This window comes from Solibacillus sp. R5-41 (assembly GCF_002736105.1).
GTDB lineage: Bacteria > Bacillota > Bacilli > Bacillales_A > Planococcaceae > Solibacillus.
Genome location: NZ_CP024123.1, coordinates 1,920,825 through 1,939,373, shown reverse-complemented (window position 1 = coordinate 1,939,373; position 18,549 = coordinate 1,920,825). Strand labels below are relative to the sequence as shown.

At 34.5% G+C, this 18,549-nt stretch carries 16 protein-coding genes and 1 pseudogene; 2 read left to right on the top strand and 15 right to left on the bottom strand.

Annotated elements, in window-relative coordinates; translation table 11 throughout:
* Positions 1–102: 102 nt before the first annotated feature.
* The 4 genes and pseudogenes from CSE16_RS22205 to CSE16_RS09290 all read right to left on the bottom strand — a co-directional run bounded on the left by CSE16_RS22205 (position 103) and on the right by CSE16_RS09290 (position 4,468).
* On the bottom strand, positions 103–603 hold the full coding sequence (locus CSE16_RS22205) for a sensor histidine kinase (protein WP_371514647.1): 501 nt from the start codon (positions 601–603) through the stop codon (positions 103–105).
* A 21-nt stretch (positions 604–624) separates the two neighbouring features.
* Positions 625–1,485: pseudogene (locus CSE16_RS22200) on the bottom strand (histidine kinase dimerization/phospho-acceptor domain-containing protein); the annotation flags it as partial.
* A gap of 14 nt (positions 1,486–1,499) precedes the next feature.
* Positions 1,500–2,171: a response regulator transcription factor gene (locus tag CSE16_RS09295; protein ID WP_099423635.1), complete on the bottom strand. Its 672-nt coding sequence runs from the start codon at positions 2,169–2,171 to the stop codon at positions 1,500–1,502.
* A 248-nt stretch (positions 2,172–2,419) separates the two neighbouring features.
* Positions 2,420–4,468, bottom strand: a complete 2,049-nt coding sequence (locus CSE16_RS09290) for a diguanylate cyclase domain-containing protein (protein ID WP_099423634.1) — start codon at positions 4,466–4,468, stop codon at positions 2,420–2,422.
* 959 nt (positions 4,469–5,427) lie between these two features.
* On the opposite strand from CSE16_RS09290, the gene CSE16_RS09285 reads away from it, so the two are divergent.
* Positions 5,428–5,976: a GNAT family N-acetyltransferase gene (locus CSE16_RS09285; protein WP_099423633.1), complete on the top strand. Its 549-nt coding sequence runs from the start codon at positions 5,428–5,430 to the stop codon at positions 5,974–5,976.
* Positions 5,977–6,112: 136 nt separating this feature from the next.
* On the opposite strand, the gene CSE16_RS09280 is transcribed toward CSE16_RS09285, so the two are convergent.
* The 7 genes from CSE16_RS09280 to CSE16_RS09245 form a co-directional block, all read right to left on the bottom strand.
* Positions 6,113–7,189 (bottom strand): undecaprenyldiphospho-muramoylpentapeptide beta-N-acetylglucosaminyltransferase, encoded by a 1,077-nt coding sequence (locus CSE16_RS09280; RefSeq protein ID WP_099423632.1) that lies wholly within the window; start codon positions 7,187–7,189, stop codon positions 6,113–6,115.
* Positions 7,190–7,853: 664 nt separating this feature from the next.
* Entirely contained in the window at positions 7,854–8,852 is a 999-nt protein-coding gene (locus tag CSE16_RS21855) for a CAP domain-containing protein (RefSeq protein ID WP_253896219.1), read from the bottom strand.
* Between the two features lie 179 nt (positions 8,853–9,031).
* Positions 9,032–9,937, bottom strand: coding sequence for a CobW family GTP-binding protein (locus CSE16_RS09265; protein ID WP_099423630.1), 906 nt, complete (start codon positions 9,935–9,937; stop codon positions 9,032–9,034).
* Positions 9,938–10,017: 80 nt separating this feature from the next.
* The gene (locus tag CSE16_RS09260) at positions 10,018–11,529 is read right to left on the bottom strand and encodes a lmo1851 family serine protease (protein WP_099423629.1); all 1,512 of its coding nucleotides are present in this window, start codon (positions 11,527–11,529) and stop codon (positions 10,018–10,020) included.
* 213 nt (positions 11,530–11,742) lie between these two features.
* A complete protein-coding gene (locus CSE16_RS09255; protein WP_099423628.1) occupies positions 11,743–12,678 on the bottom strand; it encodes a protein kinase family protein in 936 nt (311 codons plus the stop codon).
* A 111-nt stretch (positions 12,679–12,789) separates the two neighbouring features.
* Complete coding sequence (locus tag CSE16_RS09250) at positions 12,790–13,560, bottom strand: class I SAM-dependent DNA methyltransferase (protein ID WP_099423627.1); 771 nt, start codon at positions 13,558–13,560, stop codon at positions 12,790–12,792.
* A gap of 80 nt (positions 13,561–13,640) precedes the next feature.
* Positions 13,641–14,219, bottom strand: coding sequence for a DUF6434 domain-containing protein (locus CSE16_RS09245; protein WP_099423626.1), 579 nt, complete (start codon positions 14,217–14,219; stop codon positions 13,641–13,643).
* Between the two features lie 410 nt (positions 14,220–14,629).
* Between CSE16_RS09245 and CSE16_RS09240 the strand changes: the two genes are divergently transcribed.
* Positions 14,630–15,070, top strand: coding sequence for a hypothetical protein (locus CSE16_RS09240; RefSeq protein ID WP_099423625.1), 441 nt, complete (start codon positions 14,630–14,632; stop codon positions 15,068–15,070).
* 272 nt (positions 15,071–15,342) lie between these two features.
* On the opposite strand, the gene CSE16_RS09235 is transcribed toward CSE16_RS09240, so the two are convergent.
* The 4 genes from CSE16_RS09235 to CSE16_RS09225 form a co-directional block, all read right to left on the bottom strand.
* A complete protein-coding gene (locus tag CSE16_RS09235; protein WP_099423624.1) occupies positions 15,343–16,020 on the bottom strand; it encodes an endonuclease V in 678 nt (225 codons plus the stop codon).
* Positions 16,021–16,040: 20 nt separating this feature from the next.
* Positions 16,041–16,469 carry a toxin-antitoxin system YwqK family antitoxin gene (locus CSE16_RS09230; RefSeq protein ID WP_099423623.1) on the bottom strand — a complete coding sequence of 143 codons (429 nt, stop codon included), beginning with the start codon at positions 16,467–16,469 and terminating at the stop codon, positions 16,041–16,043.
* 92 nt (positions 16,470–16,561) lie between these two features.
* Positions 16,562–16,717, bottom strand: a complete 156-nt coding sequence (locus CSE16_RS21320) for a hypothetical protein (protein WP_157764886.1) — start codon at positions 16,715–16,717, stop codon at positions 16,562–16,564.
* Between the two features lie 268 nt (positions 16,718–16,985).
* A complete protein-coding gene (locus CSE16_RS09225) occupies positions 16,986–18,212 on the bottom strand; it encodes a PoNi-like cognate immunity protein (RefSeq protein ID WP_099423622.1) in 1,227 nt (408 codons plus the stop codon).
* Positions 18,213–18,549: the final 337 nt, after the last annotated feature.

Below are 18,549 nucleotides of genomic sequence, written 5' to 3'. Positions count from 1 at the left end.
CTCAATCTTACTACTCTTCACAGAAAATACAACTCTTTTTAGCAAATTAAGCATATTTTTTCGTGAACTATTGAAATTTAAATTAGAAACGCTAGAAATCGTCTACTTTAAAGGGAATTTAAGTATAAATGAGGTCCCATTATTTACAGAACTTTTTACATCGATCTCGATTCGGTATTTTTCAGCGAGCATTTTTGAGATACTTAATCCTAAACCCGTCCCACCGATGTGATTTGAGCGTGCTTCATCGACTCGGTAAAAACGATCAAAAATAAAAGGCAAATGCTTTTCTGAAATACCTATCCCATTATCTCGTATTGTGACCATAATAGCTAGCTCAGTATAATGAATAGATAGTTGTATTTTTTGCTCCTTATCATTATACCGAATGCCATTACTCATAATATTTCTAAAAATTTGACCTGCTGCTTGTTCTGTAATAGAAGCAAGTTTTTTCTGTCCTATAACATCACGTTTAAATTGTACATACGGATACAGTAGCAGTAATTCCTGTTCCACATTTTCCAACACAAGTTCCACATCAGTAACCGCGTTTTCATCTACTTCTTCTCTTCTTGCTAAATGTAATAATTCCTCGATCATTTTTTTCATACGCACAATTTCTTCAAGTGATGTATCCAATGCCTCGGCTAAAACTTCAGGATCATCCTTCCCCCACCTTTTAATTAATGAAAGATGTCCTTCGATTACTTGAATCGGCGTACGCAGTTCATGGGACGCATCCGCGACAAACTGCTGCTGTTTCGTAAACGATATTTCAAGTTCATTCATCATCGACCGATACATCGTTAACAAATCGCCAATTTCATCATCTGCCTTATAATTAAATTGGGGCTGCGCTGTAAATCCCCTTTTTCGCACATGAATCATCGCATCCCGTAACTGGACAATTGGCTTAATTAAAATGTTGGCCAAATAATAACTAATTGAAACAGAAAATAAGAGTGCCCCCAGTCCAACTATGACAATTGTCGTCAAAATATAATTTAACATAGAGTGGAATGTTGTTAATGGATGAATCAATTGCATAATCCCTTGAAATGGACCAATCTGAACGATTTTATGAACAACAAATGCGTCAGTCCCCTCGACCTCTTGCTGTTTTATAATGGAAGAAAAATAGTCCTCGGTCATTTGTGGTAAGGCAACTGCAGGCATTACATCATTAATCCGAATAATTTCAACACCATCATAATTAAAAATTCGAACTGTCTGCTCTTGATTTAAAATGGCTTTCATAAGGGCGGTATTATTTTGTAATTGCTGTATTGTAACAGCACTACCCTGCGACTCAAAAAAGCTTGTAATGTCGTCTACTGTACGCATCGCATTTTTTTCTTCGTTATGCAAAAGCCATGTTTGGAGGGCAATAAATAAAACGATTGAAATAATGGCATAGCTTATAAAAATAGTGGCCCCTACTGTTAATGTCCATTTCGCTTTCAAAGATAAATTTAAGATCATTTGTTGGAGCTTTTTCATCCTCTCACCACATATCCTACGCCTCGCACAGTTTCAATATAGGGCGCCTCCGTTGTTTGCAGTTTCGAACGAAGATGTCGGATATAAACATCCACTACATTTGTTTCCACTTCATTATCAAACCCCCAAACCGCTTCTAAAATAAGCTCCCTCGTACAAACTCGGTTTAAATTTTCCACTAAAAGTTTAAGTAAATCATATTCTGTCCGAGTTAATTCAAGCTTATGCCCTTCAAAAATTACCTCATACGCCTCTGTATCGATAATTAACGCACGGACTTGTAGCTGTTCACTCAATTTCACTTGCCCAACGCGTCTCAAAATGGACCGAACTCTAGCAAGTAATTCTTCAATGGCAAATGGTTTCACAATATAATCATCCGCACCTGCATCTAACCCTGCGACGCGGTCCATCACTGCATCTCGTGCAGTCAACAATAGAATTGGTACGTCACTTTGCTTGCGAACTCTACGACACACTTCAATGCCGTTCAGCTCTGGCAACATTACATCTAATAAAATACAATCAAATGGTTCAGTTGTGGCCAATTCCAGCCCCGCTCTGCCATCATATGCGAGCGTCACTTCAAATTGCTCATGCTTTAATTCTAGCTCTAGAAATCGTGCAATATTTTTTTCATCTTCTACTACGAGTATTTTTTGCTTCATCTCATTACCTCACTACATCGTTAATTTGTGACTTAGTCCATTTATTTTAACATGAGTACTGTTTTGGTAACATGGATTTACTTCTTACATCAATTACGCCTCGGCATAATTGCGTCAAGAGCGAATTCTTTTCACTACTTATTAAGGTGAGAGATGTCTGCTGATGAAAGAAAAAAGGCTTGTGCACATAATAATGTACTACAAGCCTTTCTATATAAAGTTTATGAGGTCGATTGTTTTTCTCAAATCTAAGCATTCGAAATGATATCACAAATTTCATAATTATTTTTACGCACTTGTTTAGCTTTATATAAAGCGCGATCGGCTAAATCAACTAACTCATCTAAACTGTCTCCATGCTCTGGATACCATGAAATGCCAATAGAAGATGTTGGAGAAAATTTATGATTTCGAACTTCAAAACCAATTTTTAATGTTTCACGAATATTATTAATATATTTTTCTAATTCCCTTATTCGGATATTTTCATTGCGAGATAATTCTGTAACGACGATTAAAAATTCATCGCCACCTAAGCGTACAACTAAGTCCTCACTTTTGACACTGCGGACGAGGGCTTGGCCAAATTCCCTTAAAAACTCATCCCCGATATCATGGCCAAAATCATCATTCACTTGTTTGAAATTGTCTCCATCAATATAAAAAAAGGCAACCGAATTAAAATTGGCATTCGCTTTCTCTAAAATAGGGAAAAATTCTTTATTTAATAAACGGCGGTTTGGCAATTGCGTCAGACTGTCATGATAGGCCATAAACCTAAGCTTGTTTTCTAATTCTTTCCGTTCAGTAATTTCACGAGAAACCATAATAATTTCTGAAATTTCATTTTGAGAAAAATCAATCGTAATCGTATAGTTCCCTTCCGTCCAAATTTTTTCCGATTTTTTTGATTGGAGCAGTAATTCCATTTTATTTTCTACATTATTATTAGGGTACGTTTGCGAAATAATATTACGCCATTTTTTTAAACTCTCCTCACCCAACAGCTGTTCGTAAGGCTTGCCAATGAGTTCATTTTCTAAGTAACCTAATTTTCGAATATAGGAAGGAGAAGCATATTTAATTTTACCAGCTTGATCCGTCACAACGATAAAATCATTCGTATTTTCTGTAATTGCTCGGAAAGTTTGTTCAACTTGATAAAGCTCGGACATCAATTTCTTTTTTGCAGAAATATTAAATTGAATCGTTAAAAATTGATGGATTTGCCCAAACTCATTTAACATAGGGATAATAGTGGAATCTACCCAATACGTATCGCCATTTTTCTTGCGATTACATACTTCATTCCGCCAAACCCCGCCAGTGTTCACAGTCGTCCATAAATCTTTAAAATAATCATCCGAGTGAATACCAGAATTGAAAATAGAATGCGGTTTACCAAACAGTTCTTCACGCGTATACCCGGTATTTTGAATTACCCGATCATTCACGTCCACTATTCTACCCTCTGTATCTGCAAAAATAACATCTGCAGCAGAATTAATAGCCTCTTTAAATGTTTCAAACCCATGCGATGTCGTTTTTAACTCTTCTCCCTGTTTAATGAATTGTGTAATTTCTTGCAAAATAACGAATACGGCAATGACTTTATCATTACTTGTTAACGATGAAAAAGTCGCCGTAAAACATCTTCGGACTTTATCTTTATCTATAAAATAGAGCATTTTGGACGTAATATTGGCACCGTTTTGAGCTTGTTTTAAATATTTTTTTAATAAGGGCGCACTTTTTTCATCAATAAACGGTAAATCGAAGAAATTTTTCTTGTGTACCTCGTCTAATTGAATATTAAAATCCTCAACAAATTTCGGATTCGCTTCAAGCAATTGTAAATCTGTCGAGATTAAAACAGTGGATAAAAACGATTTAAAAAAGACGGAGCGCATAAATAAATATTTGTCTTCCATATCACGATTAAAAGGAACTTCTTTTGTTGTCGCAAGGACAAACTGTTTATCTCCCCTCGTAATAGGAACAGCAGAAGTATTTTGCTTTCGAATCTCAGATTTAGTATATGTAAAATCTTCAAAATCAACCTGTTCATGCTTTTCAAATGACAGATTGTAATAATGAAGTATATTTTTGGATAAATGAGGAGGTGTTGACTGACAAACCGTTTTTCCAATTGGATTCTTTTCTATCAGTTTTAGCGCAGCATTATTTAAATAGATATACTTGTAATCGTCTTCTATTTTTTCCATGTAAAATACCGCATCGCGACTATTTTCAAATAGGATATTTAATTGTTCAAATGTATAGTCAATACTAGCCACTTTTATCCCTCCTAACTCCGTACTTCAACCCACCGAATTACCTAATTTTAATTCACCTATATTATTCCATTTTACATATTGTACTGTTTCACCGAACATTTCACAACATAAAATCCGAATTTTTCCATCTAAAATTTTTATAATGTAAAAACCCATTATCGTAACATCACAAATAAAGATAAGTTACATAAAAATATATACAGCACTTTGTTTAATGCATCCCGCATTTTATATGAAAACTTTCTTTTCTATACCGATGTCGTTTTATAATAATAAGTGTTGTAAGGTTCATTATTGTAACACATACTTTAATAAAGCCTACACCACGTTCATACGTTGGCACAAATATTTTGCACTCGGAAACATGTCGGTAAAATTTGGTTATTATACCACACAAGAAATAAATTTACTCTTATTTATAGATGTTGAAAATTTTTCATAATGTACCGTATTTCCAATGTATTTTTTGCCAACAATAACTATTAAAGAACCCATTCTAACTCTTGTTCATATAATGATTCGTATAAATAAAAAGTATTTCCTAATCCTCCAAATTTCGTAGTATTATGATTATTCTGAATAAAATATCGATTTCAAGGAAATAATTGTTTTTTCGAGAAATCCACTTGCTAAGAGAGATTATTTTATTATAAAATAACAGTATTAACCTTATTTCGATATTGTTTTTCTAAGCCAAGTATAGATTGCAACAACGGAAGCTAAAACCATAGTTTAACGTCTATTTCTTTTAGATTGGATCAAGTTCGAAATGACTACTGCCTTGTGATTAGAAAGACACCACTCCGGTCAAACAGATATAAGTGACTGCTATGCCTAAAGTGGATTTTCCAATATGAGTATTTCCTTATCTATTAAAAAGGTTTTTCTATTTCAGAAAAATTTGTGTTTCTAACACTTTCAACAGGCTCTACCATTTTCCTTAAAAGGAGGCGTTTCACATGTTAAAACAAAGAGAACTATACGAGACTGCAGAATTATATGAACTAATAAAACATCCTACTGTATTTCCTTATGTTCGACAAAAAGCAACTTCCGCTGAAGAATATCTATTTATGACTAAACAATTAATGGAAGAAGAAATTAACGGAAAAGCCATTTCTAGAACGATTATTGATGAGTGGGGTATTCCGATTGGCACAATTAGTATTTTTGATATTCAAGATGACGCTGGATTTTTAGGTACATGGATTGGTCAGCCTTACCAAGGATTAGGCTATAATCAGAAAGCGAAATTAGCCTTTTTAAACGAACTCTTTTTTGAGTATGACTTCAACACGGTTTTTTTGCGAATTCGCAATGAAAATGAACGCTCAAAAGCTGCCGCATTAAAATTACCTTATGTCGTAGATGCGGAACAATCGAATCCAGTCCTTTTCGAACAGATTAATCTAGGTGAAACAAAATTTCATCTATTTAAAATACCAAAAGATTTATTCTATATCACAACTGCGCATACGCTTAATGATGAAGAAGAGCAAGCTATGTGAAATCCCAAGCCACCTATTTTCAATATAGGTGGTTTTTAAAGGTGAATTTCCCCCCTATATTTTATAAACGCAAAAATGGCATTCAGACGAAAAAGTCAAAATGCCATTTTTTACGTTATTAAGAATTCAGCATTGATTAGATCTCATACTGTGTAATTAACGACACCATTTCTGCTGGCGTTTTTGGATGTTCTACATCAAGCATTTGATCCTGTATTTCATCGGCATGTGCTTCTAAGTTTTTGATGGCACGTAAAAATGATGATTTTGATATAGATTCTTCATCCAAAACTTCCGCAAATCCTTGTTTTTTAAATAACCGCGCATTTAAAATTTGATCCCCTCTACTTTTTGCAGCAGATAATGGAATTAACAACATCGGTTTATGGAGAGCTAAAAACTCGAAAATAGAATTTGATCCTGCTCTTGATACGATATAATCGGAAGCATAAAGTAAGTCCGGTAATTCTGTTGTCACATAGTCAAATTGTTTATACCCTGCTCGTGACGTCAAACCATCATCCAAATTCCCTTTCCCGCATAGGTGGATAATTTGATAATCTTCTAATAATTCATCAAGATTTTCACGTAGCGCATCGTTAATGACGACAGAACCTAAACTCCCCCCCATCACTAACAACACTTTTTTCTCTTCTGTGAAACCACAATAAGACAAGCCTCGCGCTTTATCACCATCAAATAATTGCTGACGGATAATGGACCCTGTACACGTCGCTTTGTCATTTGGTAGATGCTTCATCGTCTCTTTAAAAACGGTAAAAATATGTGAAGCAAACGGCAAAGCTAATTTATTGGCTAATCCAGGCGTTACATCGGATTCATGTACTACAACCGGCACATTCGCAAGTTTAGCTGCCATCACAACCGGGACAGAAACGAATCCACCCTTAGAAAAAATAATAGAAGGCTTTATTTTTTTTATGATCGTAAATGCTTGCACAACCCCCGCTAATACACGGAATGGGTCGCTAAAGTTTTTCATTGAAAAGTAGCGGCGTAATTTTCCACTAGAAATGCTATGGTAAGGTAACTTGGGAAACGCATTCCCAATTAATTCTTTTTCGATGCCATCATGTGAGCCAATATAGTGAACGTTATAACCCGCTTCAAAAAGCGATGGAATAATCGCTTCATTTAAAGATACGTGACCAGCCGTTCCCCCACCTGTTAATATTATTGTTTTTTCTTTCATACGTTTACTCCTAACACAGTCAATTCTCTTGTATAATTTTATGCAACGTTTTGTAAATCCATGCCATTTCTTCTTTTTAATTAAGTATATAAGTTGAACTAGAGAAATCCTCCTGCTACTTTAAACTTTCTAATATAGATTCTAAAAAAGTGTGTACTTGATATGCTTGCATTGGTACATAAGGCGCAAAGACAATATTAGCATAAATCTGTAAGACTCATCTGTATGCTTTTGCAACAAGGCGACGGATTCTTATTTAGATTTTCATTTCAATATTAAGCAGTTTTCATATGTTCAATATATATAGTTGGATTCTTCTCAATAATCCACGGTTGATTTTATTTGCTGGTTGGAAGCTTTGCTCAGTAGCCATAGTTGCCTCCCCCTTCATTTCAATCAACTTGCTCTGGAATCAAAAAGTTATCAAGCGAGTTTGAATTAGCAAGATTCATAAACACTCGTCTATTCCAACATTGTAGCACAATTATAACGTTCAAAAAAATCCCTACGCAAGAAAAATCGACAATATCTCGTAACTTGTAAGCACATACTGTCATTATGTAGCTTGAATTTCGATAAATAGTTTGCATATCTCTAGGCTATTTGCCCCTTTAAAACCAAACACAACCCACTTCTAATTCGAAGTAGGTTGTCGTATGTTTGCTTATTTTTTTATAAATTGTTGTGTCCAAATATTGCCTTCTTTTACATAGCCCACACCAATATGCGTATAGTCACCATTTAAAATATTGGCACGGTGACCTGCTGAATTCATCCATGCTTCTACTACTTTTTCTGCAGTTTGTTGACCTTTAGCAATATTCTCACCTGCAGATTTGTATGAAATACCTAGCTTTTTCATTTGATCAAATGGACTTCCCCATGTCGGAGATGTGTGTGAAAAATAGTTTTTAATTTTCATATCCTGTGATTTTTCACGCGCTGACGCCATTAATGGGCGATCGATTTGAAGTGCCTTTAATCCTTGTTTCGAACGTTCGACATTTGTTAATTCAACAACTTTTGCTTCGATTGTATCAATCGTTGATGAACCCTGTTCTTGCTTATCATCTTCTGGTTCACCTGGTTTTACAACTGGTTTGTCTTCTGGTTTTTCAATTGGTTTTTCTACTGGCTTTTCAATCGGTTTCTCCACTGGTTTTTCTACTGGCTTTTCAATAGGCTTCTCCACTGGTTTTTCTATTGGCTTTTCAATAGGCTTCTCCACTGGTTTTTCTACTGGCTTTTCAACCGGCTTCTCCACTGGTTTTTCTACTGGCTTTTCAACCGGCTTCTCCACTGGTTTTTCTACTGGCTTTTCAACCGGCTTCTCCACTGGTTTTTCTACTGGCTTTTCAACCGGCTTCTCTACTGGCTTCCAATTTGGTTTCTCACCCGGTTTTACAATTTGACCCCAATTTACTATTGGGAACGGTATTTTCAAACCGTAGCAAGAAAATGTATTCTTTGACGAATCTTCTGAGCCCATCATTTCTTTATATTTTAATTGCACCATTTCATATGGATTGTATTTTGCTAATTGATAGTTGTATCCTCGCTTCGGAATCTCTGGGGATTTCTGAGTAGCCCCCTCTGCATTGGCAACTGGTGCTTGCGTTGCTAAAAGTATTACTGCACAAAATGTCATTACTTGTTTTTTCATTTCGTACGCCTCCTTTCATGCTCCTATCGTAAAATACAATTTGAAAAAAAAAAGGCCTATAAATTGGTAATGACGCCATCTACCAATCTATAAGCCTTTTTTATAGTATTTCCTTATTCATTTTCACTATAAAATTTCCCAATGTAAGAGATTATTACATTTCAAAAGGGGTTGACGGATTATTTGCCCTCTCCAATAACGTGTAAATTTTCAATATTCTCCCCGATAATCACTAATTTTGCTGGCATCTTTATGAATTCTGGCAGCCATTGCACCATTCCGTATGCATATTGAAATAGCATTGGGTTTTTCACCCCGTCGATCGGCACATACCCTTTCATCCGGTAAACCGTGTCTGGCAGCGTTCGTACCCAGTCCTCAAACTGTTCCTGTGTAAAGCTAACCTGGAATTCAATAAGTCGAGAGCCCAAATTAAAACTTTTCCCAATGCGCGCGGAAACAATTTCATCTTTCGAAATACGTGCTGTTGATTGCATCTTTTGTAATAATTGAAGTGGCACTCGTCCATTTGTCGTTTGTAAAATAAACGCATTCGGATTTAACCCTTGCAGTTCCAGTACGACTTGACCTTGCTCAGATTCAGTTAGTAAATCCATTTTATTCGCTAATAATAAATGGGCATGGCGAATTTGTTCCATAAATAATGAACGGATTTGAGGTGTTAAACTGGCGCGATCTAGCCATAATTTACTATCAGCAACGGTAATAATTCCTTTAATATTCAGCTGCTCAGCAAATATCGGCGAGTACACAGCATCTAACGCCTCTACTGGATGCGCTGCGCCGGTTGTTTCAATAATGAGTACATCAAATTCCTGATCGTGGAGTAATGACTGTATTTGTGCTTCTGTCTTCTCAGAACCAGTACAACAAATACATCCTTCAAGCATTTCTTTTAAGGGCACATCTTCCTCAACGGCTTGGGAGTCAAAAGGCAATTTACCGAGTTCATTCATAATGACAGCAGGTTTTAACCCCTTTTCCTTTAGCTGTCGAATAACGTCCGTTAACATCGACGTTTTGCCACTTCCTAAAAATCCACTAAATAAATATACGTCCTTCATCCAATCACTTCCTATAACAATAGGCTGGCTACAAGATGTAATGAAACATCTCGTACCAGCCCATTTATTTTTTAATCGATTTAGTTACTAGATGTGCCTTCTTCAGCTGTTACACCTAATAATTCTTTTGCTTTTACAATTTGCGGATCATCTGTTTTTAATTTTTGACCAATCGCATCAAGTAATGCGTAAGTTGTTTCTCCAGTTAACACACCATTTACTTCTAATGTATTTGCTTCTTGGAATTGTTTTAATGCTTGTTCTGTTTCTTTATCAAAGATATTATCCACAGTACCTGGAGAATAGCCTAGTACTTCTAACATACGTTCTGCAGAAGTAATGACCGCATTTTCTGAACCCACTTGATATTGTTGCTTCGGATCAATATAAGATAATGAAGCATAATCAGGGTACTTCACTTCGACATCCGGTTTAACGCCTTTTTCATTAATCCAGTTACCTTTTGGAGTTAACCATTTACCTGTCGTAAATTTCAGATTGGCACCGTCTTCTAAATAAAGGACTTCTTGCATTGTCCCTTTACCGAATGATTTTAATCCGACAACTTTTGCACCTGCAGATTCACTTAATGCCGCTGCTAAAATTTCAGAAGCAGAAGCACTACCTTCATCTATTAATACTGTAACTGGTAATTTATATTTTTTACGATTATCTGCAAATACCGTTTGTGGCGCGATATCACGTTCTTGAATTTGAACGATTGCCTTGCCTTCTTCTACAAACATATTGGAAATGTCGATTGCTGCATTTAAATAGCCACCTGGATTTTGACGGACATCCAGCACAATACCGAGCATCCCTTGCTTTTCATATTCCTTTAGCAGCTTTTCTAACTCCTCAGCTGTATCTTCACTAAATGAAGTAATTTGAATATGCGCAATTTTATCCTCGTCCATCTCACCATATACCGTTTCCACTGGAATATCATCTCGAGTTAATTCAACTTCCATTGGCTCCGCATCACCACGTTGAACTTTTAGTGTAACACTCGTCCCTTTTTCGCCTCGAATTAAAAGGACTGCTTCAGTCGCACTCAACCCTTTAACACTTTTCCCGTCAACCGAGAGAATCATATCTTTTGGTTGAAGTCCTGCTTTTTCAGCTGGCGTATTTTTAATCGGTGATACAATCATAATGTATCCATTACGTTCTTGAATTTCAGCGCCAATTCCCTGGAAGCTAGAAGATAAGCTTTCATTAAATGATTTTGCCTCTTCTTGATTCATATAATCCGAATAAGGATCACCAAGCGCATCAAACATTCCGTTAATTGCACCATATAGAACTTTCTCCTGATCAATTTCAACGTAATATTTTGAATTTAATTTATCATACGCTTCATAAAACTTTTTGAATTCTGCTCGTTCTACTGGAACTTTTACTTCAACAACCTTTTTTTCTCCAAATGTTAAGGCAAAAATTGTTAGCCCAGCAGTGACCAAAATTGTTAGGAACATAATCATAATGAACGCAAATGGTTTTAATCGTAAAAATTTCCCTGCAGGCTTTACGATTTGTTCTTGTTGTTCATTTTGTTCGTTTTGTCCCCCATCTTTCTTTTGTTCATCCATTAAATTTCACCACTCTCATAATTCACTGACTGTCGTCACACTATACCCATAATAGCAGTTTCCTCCCAGTTAGAAAAGAACAGACGCTATTTTTTTTATTAGGTTGCTTCATTAATAGAGAAAAGGGGTGATATTTAGCTAATCGGTTAATTATCACTACTTTTCTCCTACAATATATACATTTCCAAATTGCATGACAAATTTGTTTGATTTTCATGACATTTGTAAATTTCCTTCATTTAATATCGAATACGTTTCATCGACAAAGGTTTCTTTTTTACATGCTATACCTGCTTCAATTCGGTCATATCGAAAAGCTCTGATAATGGATTTTAACCTAGAAAAATTATTCTTTTCAAGCTCAGTTAATGGACGAATATGCGTATATGCCTTCATATATAATGCAAACCGTTCTTCCGGTGTAAGACTCCCATCATATGCCACATGCCAGCTATGATAAACACCGACAGCAATACACTCATTTAACAGTACTTCATTTCCAGCCAAATTGAAATCAAGTAGTGTAAGGCCTTCCTGCGTTTTAATAAAATTATAATAGCAGCAATCCCCTTGTACAGCAGACTGTGGTAAGTTCGACCAAACGGAATTCAATTGATTGCGATGTTTCATATAAAGTTCTTCTATTAAATAGAATTTTGGATGCGCATAAAACGCATCTCGAAACGCCCAAAAGCTTCTTTCATTTTCATCATAGTCACCTAAAAGTTCTGTCGCATTACCACCAAACATACTCCATGACGTCTCTTGTTGAAATGGTGAACATATGGAGAGTGAAAATTGATGCTGCCTCGCCAAAAATCGTCCGAGTATTTCAATGATTCCATCATTAACTTTCGTTAATTCTTCACCAATTATCGCTTTCTCCATCGTAATTAAATACGGATTATAAACAATTGTAAACATTTTTTCGTCTGATTTAAGATATTTCGTGACCAGTATTCCGTTTTCAAGTAACTTCTGTGCAAATTGACAGCATGCTTCTGTATAGGATCGCTCCGTTTGTTCGCCCTTTATGTAATAATCCTCACCTGTTATAGATGTAACTTTTATTAGTAACCTTTCACCCTGTCGGAAATACTTAAATGAACCAGGCTGTATCCCAAAGGCTTTACAAACGTACTCAATCATAAGTACCTCCGCTGTTCTGTTAACAGATTTCCGTATTTAGTATATAAATGCCACTCAACTAAAAATTATAACCAACTTAAGTTAAGGTTTTTTTTCCTATTCCCCTGAACGTTACCGAATTTTTTTACATACATAAATCATCTCATAGCTATCATTCGTTACAGGTGTTTCTTTCCAATCCTTGTATAAATGAAGAATTTCAAAACCTTGAGCGTTTAAAAGTCTTTCCATTTCTTTTGGAAATACGTATCGTAAACGAATGTTAGTGCTTTTTTCGTCTATTAAATTGCCATCCTGGTTTTTATATTTCCTTATTGTCGTATAATGTTGAATTTGGTCTAAAGAATCGTATTCACTAATCGTAAAAACATCCACTGTATGCTGCGTTTCACGATCAGTGTACGTTTTCCAATATTCTTCTGTAGGTGGTTGTAGCAATTCCTCCACACTTGGGAATCTAGTGCCAAAAATAAAAACCCCGCCCATTTCTAAATGATTATTTACAGAAGACAGCAACTCATCCTGTGCTTCGTTAGTAAGGAAGTGCTGAAACGAATTACCGACTGAATAGATTAAATTACTTTTGGCATTTAAATTTAACTTCGTACAATCTTGCTCGATCCACTCTATTTGCAAATCAAGCTGACCTGATTTTTTTCGGGCTTCATCTAACATCCCTTTATGTATATCAACCCCGATAAGCCTATGTCCATTTTCCGCTAACGGAATCGTAACTCTCCCCGTCCCACAAGCTAAATCGATTATGAATCCTTGCTTTTTGAATGCCCATTTTAATAGGAAAGGAATTTCGGGCATATACGTTTCATTTTCTTGATCATATAATATAGGATCTTCGTATTCTTCAAAATTGTTTAATGTCATTTTGTTCTCCTTCTATTAAAATAAGGTGTTTTCGTATAGATTGTGGCTTACTTGAACATACAATTCAAATATCAAAGTGTTTATAAGGGGAAATTACTGGATTCATATTTGTTGCTTCCAGAAAGTTTCTTAATTTCATTCCAGGCTTTTATCGCTTCTTCACGACTTTTGCATTGATTTTTCTGGTCTGCAAAAAAGTCACGAATGAATTGATTGTATTCAAATTGAGGTCCAATTTTTTTCTTGTATGATGGGTCTTTCTGTCGTTCTTCTTCCTCATACCAAGCATTTACAACATCACGATAAGTCTTTCCTACATTGTTTTTAAAGTAGTTTTGGATATAGGTGGAAAAATGGAATTTCGGAATAACTGCCTTAAAAAACACTCTTACATCTTGACTACAACGATGGTTTTCCGTAATGAAGGTATCAAGACTTAAATCTACTTGTGATTCTATCTTCTTATTGACTCTTGATTTTCTGATAGGCTTTTTTATCTCACCTGTCTGAAGAAATATTTCAATTCTATCAGATAATTCTATTTTCGATCCAGTAGCACTAAGTCCATTTTCTCTACAAAATGACTGCAATTCTTCCTTTAACCAATAGAAATCTTTAAAACTTTCGACACTAATATCTTTTGTTAGATTTGGTCTCAAATTAAGCTGCACCTCCATATATACTTATATCGATTATAGAACATTTGTTCCTAATAATCAAAAATAAATACAATCATGAGCGAAAATGCTTTAAATTATTCTGAAACAATGCATTAAATAAATAGCATCGCCATATTCAAATTCAGTGATACTATCATTCGGACTCTATACAGTGTAACATTTTCTACTCGACGGGATTCTTTATAACAATATATCTATTTCCAAAGTTTTGTCAATTAATATCTAATTATTGGAATTCATATAAAATAGCATTATATCTTTGTTCGGTCACTTCGAAAACTAACCTTCATTGTGAAGTCAGGTCATGAAATTTGTTGTAACCTTCATCATGATTAAAAGTCTAATTATTAGAATGAAATAATAGCAACTATATTGGGGGTGTGTAAATTTTGAATTTTAAAACTTTTCTACCTTTCACAGTAGGAATAAGTATTTTATTCGGTTTATTTTTCCCATATAATGCAATGGCAACAAGTTGGGTATACCCTTTTGTCGTTTGGGATGATTCTATTTATGTGATTAGCGAGGAAGCGGTCACTAATATTGACAAACAAATTGGAAAAGTGACGTCATATTCAGATATGGAGTCATATGGTGGTAATTTTTCAAATGTCTATCCAAAAGGAACGAAATATTTTTCTATCAAGGGTATTGATACAGTGGTTGCCATCGCTATTCAAGATAAGAACGGGAAATTTATTAAAGCAATTAGAGAAGGTGAATACACGTACAAAAAGGAATTCACCCAATATATTTATCAAGGATTAGGGATTTTTGCGATTTTGCTTGTCGGATTTTTCATTTTTTCTCACATTCGAAAAAAAGGTTAATGAATCCGAGGTGAGCAGGTTGGCGAATACTAATATCGAAACCTCTATTTCCATCGCCTTTTCTTCCCCTTGATGCTAGTACTTGTATAAAATTTAACACTTAGTACACTAACTAAATAATCATCATCTTCTCAATCTATGAATATGAAAATACGAAAAAGCACTTGTCGCCTGTTATAGGCAATCAAGTGCTTTAAGTTCATATATTTTCTATCTTTATTCATTCTACCTCTATTTTCTCAACTAATAGTAAAATAGATACTAAAATTAATCTATTGAGTATATTTTCTTCTACTCTCATGAGTAGCTAAATCTGCATAACGTGTCGTAATTGGTAATCGGCTATTTTTTTCTACAAAATGTAGAGTTATTTTTATTGAAGTCTCCAAATCAATCCAGTTACCGCATGAAATAAAAATGGGCTTTACATCCTTTCTCGTTCTCATCACCGCCCCATAAACATCTCCATCAACCTCTATATAAGTAAAATCACCCATTTCATTTTTAGGCATTTGGAAATCCGTATCTTTTATCTTCAAATAACTTTTTGCAACACCTATCGTAGGCTTATTTAAATAAAATGAAGCATGGGTTGCGATTCCCATATTCCTATAATGAAGATAGCCATTCCCATCAAACATATAAAGATCCGGTTTACATTGCAGCTTTTTCGCTGCTTCCATTACCACAGGAAGTTCCCGAAAAGCCAGATATCCTGAAATATATGGCACATCTATTTGTCCCCAATATTCTACTTCTTCTATGATTTGTTTTGTAATATAATCTATTACGACAATACAACAAACCCCATAATCTACTTTTCCCTCTGTCCAATATGCAATATCAATTCCAGCTACCATATGAATATCTGCTAACTCAAAATTATTTTTTAATGAAATCTTAGATATCCATTTTTCTTGTTCTCTTTTAAACAGTTCTTCGTTTTTCATTATTCACCCAATTTTTTAACCTAAGTTAGGTCAGATTCCATTGATTCTTTCTTTTCTTCTAGTACATTGCCCTGTAAATCATATTTTTTAAAGCTCACTAATCTACCTAAAACTCTATATTCAACTAATTTTAAAACGCCATTTTCATAAAACTCTTTTTGTTTACCTTCTAAAGTATTTTTGTCCAAATGTTTAATTTTTTTTACTTGTCCATTCGGATAAAATTGAACCATTTCCCCATCTTTAATCCCACTCTTAACCATATAATAGCTGGCTAAATTACCATTTTCATAACAGTCATAGATTATACCAGTAAAAAGATGTTCATTATTATCTTGATCATATTCCACTATAAAGGAATCATAATCATCCCCGCCATATCCAAAATTTTCTCCAAATATCATACCATTTTTCATAACGTATTCTCTACTTAATATTTTTCCTCCCAAATTTTGACACCTCCGATATTACTTCAAATCCATCTAATAAATACGAACAATGTGGACAACATTTGAACATAACCCCACCAGGCTTATTCTTATTAATTCCTTATTCCTGTTCTTATTACATTTACAGTAAAATCTTCTATTCGATCACTTGGATTCATCTTCAGCTCTTCATTTACAGCTAAAACTTCAGCATGTGAGCCTGCACCTTTACTGCGCTGACTATAAGAATCAAATACTTCTTTTGGCATATTATCAAGTCGATTACGAAGTAACGGAACTAGCTCTGGAACTGTACCATACTGATGAAGTTGAAAAACTTCAAAGAGGAAAATATGCAGATCACTTGGATAAACTATATGATAAGTATGGTAAGGTATATATAAAAAAACTGGGGAATATTATCATGCGATAAATACTATCGATGGTAACCCTTATATTATAAAAACGAGCCCACTAAAGAAATAGTAGCAGTCGGATTTTCCAACTGCCACCATTTTATCATTCATTCAATTTAACTTACTTCACATCTTGAAGGATAACTTCATACATAACTCTAACATCTACATTAATTGGTACCAAAGCATAATAATTCTGATCATTATCTAATATAAATTGAACCAATTTCGTTTCTGTATTCCAATAATTTTTTATATTTGAATCGTAATCTTCCAAATCTTCTTTATAATCCAATTGCAATATGCAGCCTTTTTCAACCATCGCAAAAACAATTAAACTTCCTAAAAGATTTTTCCCCTCATTTTCTTCTTCATAATCCTTTAATAAGAACCAAATTTGCCCTAACCCAATCGTTTTTTTGTATTTTTCATAAAAACTACGATTATCCAGCTCGTTATAATCTTGTATCAATTCATTAACAAATGCGTGCCATCTTGGTGGAATCACCTTTTCCAATGCAGGATTCTTTTCAATTCCTTCTATTATGTAAAGCTCCTCAATCCCTTGTTCATTGTCGTAGTCACTTAGGGAAATTGGCTTTAATTTCATTGAATGCTTATAATGTGCCAAGTCATATGGATAATGATTGTTATTTACTAGGCTTGTATCATCCAGCTCAAGAATCTTTGCCAGTGCAGCCGTTTCAAAGCTCCAATATCCTACATATCCAGGCTCTTTATGTGAATTCTTCCAATCATAATCATAATGACCTTTAAACCATTCTTTCTCCATATACGTTTGTAACCTTTTAGATGCTTCTTTCTTATCCGTTTGCGCAAGATCTATAATTTCCCTTGTTTTTGCGTACGGATTTTCTTTATCATACTCATTGGTGATTTTCGTATATCCGATATCACTAGCACATAATAAAAAATCAATTACTGCATCATTTATTTCCTTTTTCTCAACTACCTTACTTAATCTTTCGATATTCTTTTTATCTGTTTCTAGTAAGATGCCTAAGGAAATTGTCCACAGTATATTAATATAACCTGCTTCTTTTTTTCCTGTCTGCTCTAAATTATCTATGGCATTATGATAATCTTCTTCGATTGTACTAATGTCATCCCCTAAAGAATATTTTGCACTAGTATCATCTATCTGATGAATAAAACTTGAAAGATAGGTACTTTCAATAATACTATTATTATCTTTAGAATATCTTTGTATTCCATTTTTCGTATCTTCTTCCAAACCTTTAATTTCTTCTCTATTTTCTTCAATAAACCTTTGATGATACTCAATTCCTTTTCTACATTTTTCTTCTTTACATAGATGATCTCTCATTATATGATATTCCTCCCTCTAAATTAAGGCCATTCTCCTATTATGTCACCATCCGAATCTAGCCTAAATGTTTTTGCATTTCCACTACTATCAACCTTTGATAGTACTCTTTCTACTTGATCTTTATTTAATGCTCTCTTGATTATTCCCGCTAATTATTCATCTCCATTAACAACTTTTAATATCCGGCTTTTTTTAGATTTCGTACCTTTCAACCAATTATCTGACATTTGCGGTCCATCGTTAGGCGTCTTACTTAATTGTGAACTGCCAAACTTAGCTTCATCAATAGCATATTTGATATTGGAATCTGGATTTTTATTTTCATATAATCGAC

Bases quoted from the DNA above. Each gene is read 5' to 3' on its own strand.
- CSE16_RS09250 (WP_099423627.1), bottom strand. From the start codon at position 13,560: ATGACATTAAACAATTTTGAAGAATACGAAGATCCTATATTATATGAT.
- CSE16_RS09280 (WP_099423632.1), bottom strand. From the start codon at position 7,189: ATGAAAGAAAAAACAATAATATTAACAGGTGGGGGAACGGCTGGTCAC.
- CSE16_RS09260 (WP_099423629.1), bottom strand. From the start codon at position 11,529: ATGGATGAACAAAAGAAAGATGGGGGACAAAACGAACAAAATGAACAA.
- CSE16_RS21855 (WP_253896219.1), bottom strand. From the start codon at position 8,852: ATGAAAAAACAAGTAATGACATTTTGTGCAGTAATACTTTTAGCAACG.
- CSE16_RS09255 (WP_099423628.1), bottom strand. From the start codon at position 12,678: ATGATTGAGTACGTTTGTAAAGCCTTTGGGATACAGCCTGGTTCATTT.
- CSE16_RS22205 (WP_371514647.1), bottom strand. From the start codon at position 603: ATGATCGAGGAATTATTACATTTAGCAAGAAGAGAAGAAGTAGATGAA.
- CSE16_RS21320 (WP_157764886.1), bottom strand. From the start codon at position 16,717: ATGCCAAAAGAAGTATTTGATTCTTATAGTCAGCGCAGTAAAGGTGCA.
- CSE16_RS09295 (WP_099423635.1), bottom strand. From the start codon at position 2,171: ATGAAGCAAAAAATACTCGTAGTAGAAGATGAAAAAAATATTGCACGA.
- CSE16_RS09285 (WP_099423633.1), top strand. From the start codon at position 5,428: ATGTTAAAACAAAGAGAACTATACGAGACTGCAGAATTATATGAACTA.
- CSE16_RS09225 (WP_099423622.1), bottom strand. From the start codon at position 18,212: ATGAGAGATCATCTATGTAAAGAAGAAAAATGTAGAAAAGGAATTGAG.
- CSE16_RS09265 (WP_099423630.1), bottom strand. From the start codon at position 9,937: ATGAAGGACGTATATTTATTTAGTGGATTTTTAGGAAGTGGCAAAACG.
- CSE16_RS09235 (WP_099423624.1), bottom strand. From the start codon at position 16,020: ATGAAAAACGAAGAACTGTTTAAAAGAGAACAAGAAAAATGGATATCT.